A 6,862-nucleotide genomic window follows, 5' to 3' on the forward strand; every position below is an offset into this window, starting at 1 on the left:
TTTGCCCGACGGGGTGAAAAATACAGTTGCTACGGCTGACTTGAAAGTAATGAGAAAAATGGAGATCTTTGCAAAATTCCCTAAATCCCCTTAAAGTCCAACCCAGACATTTAAGGGGTTTCTCATAAGCACCTTGGAATGTTATGCGAAATAATAAAGGTTTGAAGAGATCTCAAAAATGAAATTGAATAAAAAAATTATTACTTTATTTATGTGTTTTTTTGTAGTTTCATGTGGCAATCAGCCCTATTCACCGCATAAAAAGAATATTGCTAATGACCTTAGAAATCCTAAACAACAAAGTAGTCTTCATTTTGAATGTCATCCTTCTGAATATAAATTTAATACTCTTCCCCCGATTCATAGTGTTCCAGAAAATGCTATTGGAGTAATGTTGGCAGATGAGCAGATAAATAATGCGCCTTTCAACCGTTCACACCGTCTGACTATTCCCATGAATACTGGATTAATCATTTCTAAGTTGCAGGACTTAGGATTTCAAGAGGTTAGCCAAGAAAACTTTGACGGGAAAAACCTGTATAGCACTACTGTTATTGATGGCTCCATTTACTCCATATATTTAATATTTAAAGATTTTGTTAAACCTGATTGCAATTATGAAATTAGACTGAAATATTCCAATGGGAAAGTAAATGGTGTAGAGGTTCCATTGGGATATAATGGTTGGATCTTTAAAGATACCACCATCCCCAAATTAATCATCTCTACCATCAACCATAAAAACAAACCGGATAATCTGTTTCAAGACCTGCTGGACAAACATATCCAAAATATCGAAACCTTTAAACAGAAACAACCGCTTAATAAAGAGCTGATCAGTACGCGTGCCGTATATGATGGGATTACTTATGAAATCAACTCGTTCGGAGGTGGTAGGGTAACGATGTTGCAAATCTATCGATATAAAGACGGCAAAAAATTCCATTAATAAGGCTGTAATACGCGTAGGTTGGGTCTAAACCCAACAAAAGCTGTTGAATCTTCTGCAATGTTGGGTTTTCAACCCAATCTACCCGAAAGGTCGTCTGAAACCGGTTTATTTTTTGGTGTTTTTTGCCTTTTTCCTTTTCGGTTTTTTTGTATTTTTTGTTGTCTTTTGAGTTGAATCAATGGTTTTTCCCGCCTTCGTCGAGTCTGTGTTTGGTTCGGATTCTAGGGAGAATTTGATGGGGATTTGGTATGCGATGGCAACGGGTTGTTTTTTGTATGTCGCAGGGTGCAAAGGAAGCGAAGCATGTACTGCGGAATAAGCTGCTTTATCAAGTCTTCGAAAACCGCTACTTTTTATTGTATAGAGAAACGTTGAGCCGGTAGGAGGGACGAATGCGCCTATGATGACAGTGCCTTCTTCTCCCGCTTCTTGAGCAAGAGCAGGATAGGGAGGACTCTGTATTTTAACAGGTTTTGTAAATGCTTCTTTTCTCAAGTGCTTGGGTAAAGTATAGAAAAACCTGAATTCTTTCTGGCTTGCCGATGGAGTGCAAATTTGCTGTGTTTGGGTTTCGTCGTATGTGCAGCTTTGATAGGGTTCGACATATGCGGGCAGTCCGGTGCGTTGGGAGAGTTCGACTAATTCTTGGGGTTCGCCTTGCCATTCGGTTTGTTCGATATGACCTTGTTCGTTTATGAATGCAGTCGCAGTAACCATACCGGTGATGATTTTGTCGTTTGGGAGAACGATGCCGTCGTATTCCCCCATATTTTGCCAAGGTTGTACGGGCAGAGTGTCGGCGATGGCGGACGTGGCGAGGAGGGAGGATAAGAGGAGAAGGGTGAGTTTGGACATGGATGTTTTCCTTTTAGGTACGTTTAGCTTGGGTTGAGAGTTGAATTTTTTGCAATGTTGGGTTTTCACTCCAACCTACCCGAAAGGTCGTCTGAAAACGTTTTCAGACGACCTTTCTGACGTTTCGTTATTTTAAAACCGCACAATTGATTGTGCGGTTTGTCATTGCCAGTATTTGAAATCAGTATTTGAAGTTTTCGCCAAGATAGACGGAGCGGACTTGTTCGTTATTGACCAAGTCGTCGGGCTTGCCGGAGGCGAGGACGGTGCCGTCGCTGATGATGTAGGCTCTGTCGCAGATGCTGAGGGTTTCGCGTACGTTGTGGTCGGTAATGAGTACGCCGATGCCGCGCGACTTGAGGAAGTCGATGATTTTTTGGATATCAATGACGGCAATCGGGTCGACGCCGGCAAAGGGTTCATCCAAGAGGATGAAGCGCGGCTTCATGGCGAGTACGCGGGCGATTTCGACGCGTCGGCGTTCGCCGCCGGATAGGGAGGGGGCGGGGTTGTGGCGCAGGTGTCCGATGTTGAGGTCGGCGAGCAGTTTTTCTACTTCGCTGTCGATGCGGCTTTTGTCTTTGGTGCTGATTTCTAAAATGGCGCGGATGTTTTGTTCGACGGTCATTTTGCGGAAAATCGAGGCTTCTTGGGGCAGATAGCCGACGCCGAGGCGGGCGCGTTCGTGTATGGGCAGGTGGCGCAGTTCTTGTCCGTCTAGGGTAACGCTGCCAGCGTCGGCGGCGATGAGTCCGACGATCATGTAGAAGCTGGTGGTTTTGCCTGCGCCGTTGGGGCCGAGCAGACCGATGACTTCGCCGCTTTCGATTTCGAGGGAGAAGCTTTTGACGACTTGGCGTTTTTTGAAACTTTTTTGCAGGTTTTGAACGACGAGGCGGCTGGTGTTTTCGCTCATAAATGACTCTTGGTTCGGAGGTCGTCTGAAAAGGTGTTTTGGGAACTTGCTATGTTGGTTTTCAGACGACCTTTTGTGTTGTCAGATATTGGTTATTTGGTTTTTTGGGTGCTGGACGGCTGGATGACGACGCTGACCCTGCCGGATTTGGCGGCGGATTTGGCACCTGTTTTGGAGCTGCCGTTGATGGTATAGACTTCGGTTTTGGTGTTGTAGGTGATGACTGCGCCTTCGGCAACGTCGCCGCCGCGTTGGACTTTGGCGTTGCCGGTCAGGGTAACGAGGTTGATGGCGGAGGAGTAGGTTACGTTGTTTGCTTGTCCGTTAACCGTGCCTTTGTTGTCGTCGAGCGTCTGGCTGAAGCGGACTGGCGAGCCGCTGGCTTTCATAAACTGTTCGCCTTTGTCGTTGCGGGAGACGTTGACGCTGCCGGCGCGGATGTTGAGCGTGCCTTGTTTGATGATGACGTTGCCGGTGAAGGTGGTGCTTTGGTTGTTTTGGTCGAGCGAGCCTTGGTCGGCTTCAATCTGAATCGGCTGCTTGCTGTCGCTTTGCAGGGCGTAGGCTGGGGCGGTGGCGAAAAATGCGGTTAAAACACATGCCTTACATATTTTTTGTATCATAAATCGTGGCTTTCACTCTGGATGGGAAGTTCAACAAACCTTTTTTGTGGTCATACGTCAGACCTTCGGCGCTGCCGTTCGATTCGCCGTATTGGAAGGTAACGGGCGTGTCGGTTTTGGCGTATTGCGATTCGGTGTCGACGTGTAGAAGCTCGGTTTTGACGACGCCCGCCTGCCGCTTGGCGTCGGCGGCTTTGGTCAGGACGACGTTGTGTTTGAACAGGAGTTGTTTGGTTTGGGTGTTGTACACGGCTTCGTCGCTGCCGACGTCGTAAAGCCGGTTGCCTTCTTGGAAGAAAACGAGGTGCGGCAGCTCGAAATGCACGTCGGTGCTTTCGGGAAACTGTTTTGCCCCTCTTGCGCTCAGATGCTCTTTCAGACGACCTTGTTCGTCAAACCGCCGCCCGTCTATGCCGTCCATCGTATATTGCGGCTGGTTGGGGTTGAGTTTGACTTCTTCAATGTCGATTTCGCTGATGCGCCCCAGCCACGCCGACAATCCGCCGAGCGCGACCGCCAGCACCAAAGGGAATGCGATTCCGTACCGCCATCTTACTTTCATTTGATGTACTCGTTCAAAGCCGCGCCCAGCGTACCTTTCGCGCGCATAATCAGGTCGCACACTTCGCGCACCGCGCCTGCGCCGCCCGCGTGTTTCGTAATATAGGCGGCGTGTTGCAGCGCAAACCAATGCGCGTCGGGAACGGCAACCGGCAATCCGCAGCGCACCATCACCGGCAAATCGACCACGTCGTCGCCGACAAAGGCGCACTCGCCTTCTTCTACGCCCGCCTGTGTGCGCAATTCCTCATAGGCGGCGCGTTTGTCCGAAATGCCTTTGAAGTAGTAATTTATGCCCAACTGTTTGACGCGGATGCCGATGGAGGGCGCGTCCCGACCTGTGATAACCGCAGTCTGCACGCCGCTTGCCTGAAGCATCTTCAGACCATGTCCGTCCAGGGTGTGGAACGATTTGATTTCTTCGCCGTCGTCGCGGATGAAGATGCGGCCGTCGGTCAAAACGCCGTCCACATCCAATATCAGCAGCTTGATATGCGCCGCGCGCTGTTGCAGTTCGGGGTCTAAGGTTTGCATAGTGTTTCCTTGCGGATTGCTAAGTTTCAGACGACCTATTCTAACATAAAGGTCGTCTGAAAACGGTTAGCCCGCCTTTACACAATCCGCGCCATCAGTAAATCGTGCATATTCAGCGCGCCGGTCAGCACGCCGTCGGCGTCGGTTACCAAAAGCCCGTTCACATGGTTTGCCTGCATGACTTTCAGGGCTTCGGTGGCGAGGCGTTCGGCGGGGATGGTTTTGGGTGAGGGGTGCATGATTTCATCGACGGTCAGCCCGTCAAAGCGGTCGCGCTGTTGGAACAGGCGGCGCAAATCGCCGTCAGTAAACACGCCTTTCAGACGACCTTTGTTGTCCGTTACCGCCAGCATGCCCAAGCCTTTTTCGCTCATGCTGACGATGGCTTCTTTTAATGGCGTACCGAGTCGGACGGCAGGCAGGGCGTCGTCTTTGTGCATGATGTCCGCAACGCGCAAAAGCAGGCGTTTGCCGAGGCTGCCGGCGGGGTGGCTCAAGGCGAAGTCGTCGGGCGTAAACGCGCGTGCGCGCAAAAGGACAACTGCCAATGCGTCGCCCAAAGCCATGACAGCGGTGGTGCTGGTGGTCGGGGCAAGTCCCAGCGGGCAGGCTTCTTTGGAAACTGACGCCGTGATGTGGATGTCGGCATGGCTCGCCATGGTCGAATCGGGGCGGGCTGTAATGCAGATGAGGGTGATGTTTTTGCGTTTGAGCGCAGGGATGATGGCGGCGATTTCGTCGCTTTCGCCGGAATTGGAAATTGCGACGACGACGTCGTTGTCCACAATCATGCCCAAGTCGCCGTGTGCCGCTTCCGCAGGATGGACGAAAAACGCAGGTGTGCCGGTTGAAGCCATGGTCGCCGCTATTTTGCGCCCGATATGTCCCGACTTACCCATGCCCGTGATGACGACCCTGCCTGTGCAGTGCAACAGCGCGTCTGCCGCAAGGACGAAGTTTTCGTCCAATTCCGTCGCAATTTCGCGCAAGCCTTCCGCTTCGGTGTGCAACACTTCGCGCGCCCAATCGAGATATTGACCGTTTCCTGCCATAATTTCATGCCTTTTTGTGTTCGTTTTATATCGTTTTGGACATCATTAAATGCCCTAATAAACTATCCAAATTTTTCGAATAGGGGTAGCATTACCGCCTGCTTCGCAAATAACCTATATTTAAAGGAATCAGAGATGACTATTTTATCGGACGTTAAAGCATTAGGACAACAAATCTGGCTGGACAACCTTTCCCGCTCGCTCGTACAAAGCGGCGAATTGGCGCAAATGCTGAAACAAGGCGTGTGCGGCGTAACTTCCAATCCCGCTATCTTCCAAAAAGCCTTTGCCGGCGACGCGCTTTACGCCGACGAGGTCGCCGCCCTCAAACAACAAGACCTCAGCCCCAAACAACGCTACGAAACCATGGCGATTGCCGACGTACAGGCAGCCTGCGACGTTTGCCTTGCCGAACACGAATCCACCGGCGGCAAAACCGGTTTCGTCAGCCTCGAAGTCTCCCCCGAGCTTGCCAAAGACGCGCAAGGCACGGTAGACGAAGCCCGCCGCCTCCATGCCGCCATCGCGCGTAAAAACGCCATGATTAAAGTCCCCGCCACCGACGCAGGTATCGAAGCACTCGAAACCCTCATCGCCGACGGCATCAGCGTGAACCTGACCCTGCTGTTCTCACGCGCCCAAACCCTCAAAGCTTACGCAGCCTACGCGCGCGGCATCGCCAAACGCTTGGCAGCCGGACAAAGCGTTGCCCATATCCAAGCCGTCGCCAGCTTCTTCATCTCCCGCGTGGACGGCGCGCTTGACGCCACGCTGCCCGACCACCTCAAAGGCAAAATCGCCATCGCCCTTGCCAAAGCCGCCTACCAAGACTGGGCGCAATACTTCGGCAGCCCCGAATTTGCCGCGCTGGAAGCCAAAGGCGCAAACCGCGTGCAGCTCTTATGGGCGTCCACAGGCGTCAAAAACCCCGCCTATCCCGACACGCTCTACGTTGACAGCCTGATCGGCGCGCACACCGTCAACACCGTCCCCGACGCCACCCTCAAAGCCTTCATCGACCACGGCACAGCCAAAGCCACGCTGACCGAAGGCGTAGAAGAAGCACAAGCGCAGCTTGCCGAAACCGCCGCGCTCGGCATAGACGTAGAAACCCTCGCCAACCGCTTGCAGGAAGACGGTTTGAAACAGTTTGAAGAAGCCTTCGACAAACTGCTCGCCCCGCTGGCTTGATGGTCAAAACCCAAGCCAGCCTTAGCAACCCGGTTCCTACGCTTTATCTATAAACAAGCTCAAAAGGTCGTCTGAAAACCTCAATTCGAGATTTCAGACGACCTTTTGCCGTTTCCATCATCTATATATAGATTCAAATCAAGACCAAGTATAGTGGATTAACTTTAAACCAGTACGG

Annotated in this window: 8 protein-coding genes; 2 read left to right on the forward strand and 6 right to left on the reverse strand. The window is 51.4% G+C overall.

Translation table 11 applies throughout. The features are described 5' to 3' along the window. The first annotated feature begins 178 nt into the window (after positions 1-178). Positions 179-949, forward strand: coding sequence for a hypothetical protein (locus HMPREF3050_RS03955; RefSeq protein ID WP_070773564.1), 771 nt, complete (start codon positions 179-181; stop codon positions 947-949). Between the two features lie 108 nt (positions 950-1,057). Here HMPREF3050_RS03955 and HMPREF3050_RS03960 read toward each other — a convergent pair whose 3' ends face one another. The 6 genes from HMPREF3050_RS03960 to HMPREF3050_RS03985 form a co-directional block, all read right to left on the reverse strand. Continuing rightward, complete coding sequence (locus HMPREF3050_RS03960) at positions 1,058-1,807, reverse strand: energy transducer TonB (RefSeq protein WP_070773566.1); 750 nt, start codon at positions 1,805-1,807, stop codon at positions 1,058-1,060. A gap of 181 nt (positions 1,808-1,988) precedes the next feature. Continuing rightward, the gene (gene lptB / locus HMPREF3050_RS03965) at positions 1,989-2,723 is read right to left on the reverse strand and encodes an LPS export ABC transporter ATP-binding protein (protein WP_070493599.1); all 735 of its coding nucleotides are present in this window, start codon (positions 2,721-2,723) and stop codon (positions 1,989-1,991) included. Between the two features lie 92 nt (positions 2,724-2,815). After that, positions 2,816-3,346 carry a lipopolysaccharide transport periplasmic protein LptA gene (gene lptA / locus HMPREF3050_RS03970; protein ID WP_003743816.1) on the reverse strand — a complete coding sequence of 177 codons (531 nt, stop codon included), beginning with the start codon at positions 3,344-3,346 and terminating at the stop codon, positions 2,816-2,818. After that, a complete protein-coding gene (gene lptC / locus HMPREF3050_RS03975; protein ID WP_070773568.1) occupies positions 3,327-3,908 on the reverse strand; it encodes an LPS export ABC transporter periplasmic protein LptC in 582 nt (193 codons plus the stop codon). The genes lptA and lptC overlap by 20 nt, the downstream gene beginning before the upstream one ends. After that, on the reverse strand, positions 3,905-4,441 hold the full coding sequence (locus HMPREF3050_RS03980; protein WP_070773569.1) for a KdsC family phosphatase: 537 nt from the start codon (positions 4,439-4,441) through the stop codon (positions 3,905-3,907). Before HMPREF3050_RS03980 ends, lptC begins: the two co-directional genes overlap by 4 nt. Positions 4,442-4,518: 77 nt before the next feature. Beyond that, positions 4,519-5,493, reverse strand: a complete 975-nt coding sequence (locus HMPREF3050_RS03985; RefSeq protein WP_070773570.1) for a KpsF/GutQ family sugar-phosphate isomerase — start codon at positions 5,491-5,493, stop codon at positions 4,519-4,521. Positions 5,494-5,628: 135 nt separating this feature from the next. On the opposite strand from HMPREF3050_RS03985, the gene tal reads away from it, so the two are divergent. After that, entirely contained in the window at positions 5,629-6,684 is a 1,056-nt protein-coding gene (gene tal, locus HMPREF3050_RS03990; RefSeq protein ID WP_070773571.1) for a transaldolase, read from the forward strand. Positions 6,685-6,862: the final 178 nt, after the last annotated feature.

This window comes from Neisseria sp. HMSC065D04 (assembly GCF_001815675.1).
GTDB lineage: Bacteria > Pseudomonadota > Gammaproteobacteria > Burkholderiales > Neisseriaceae > Neisseria.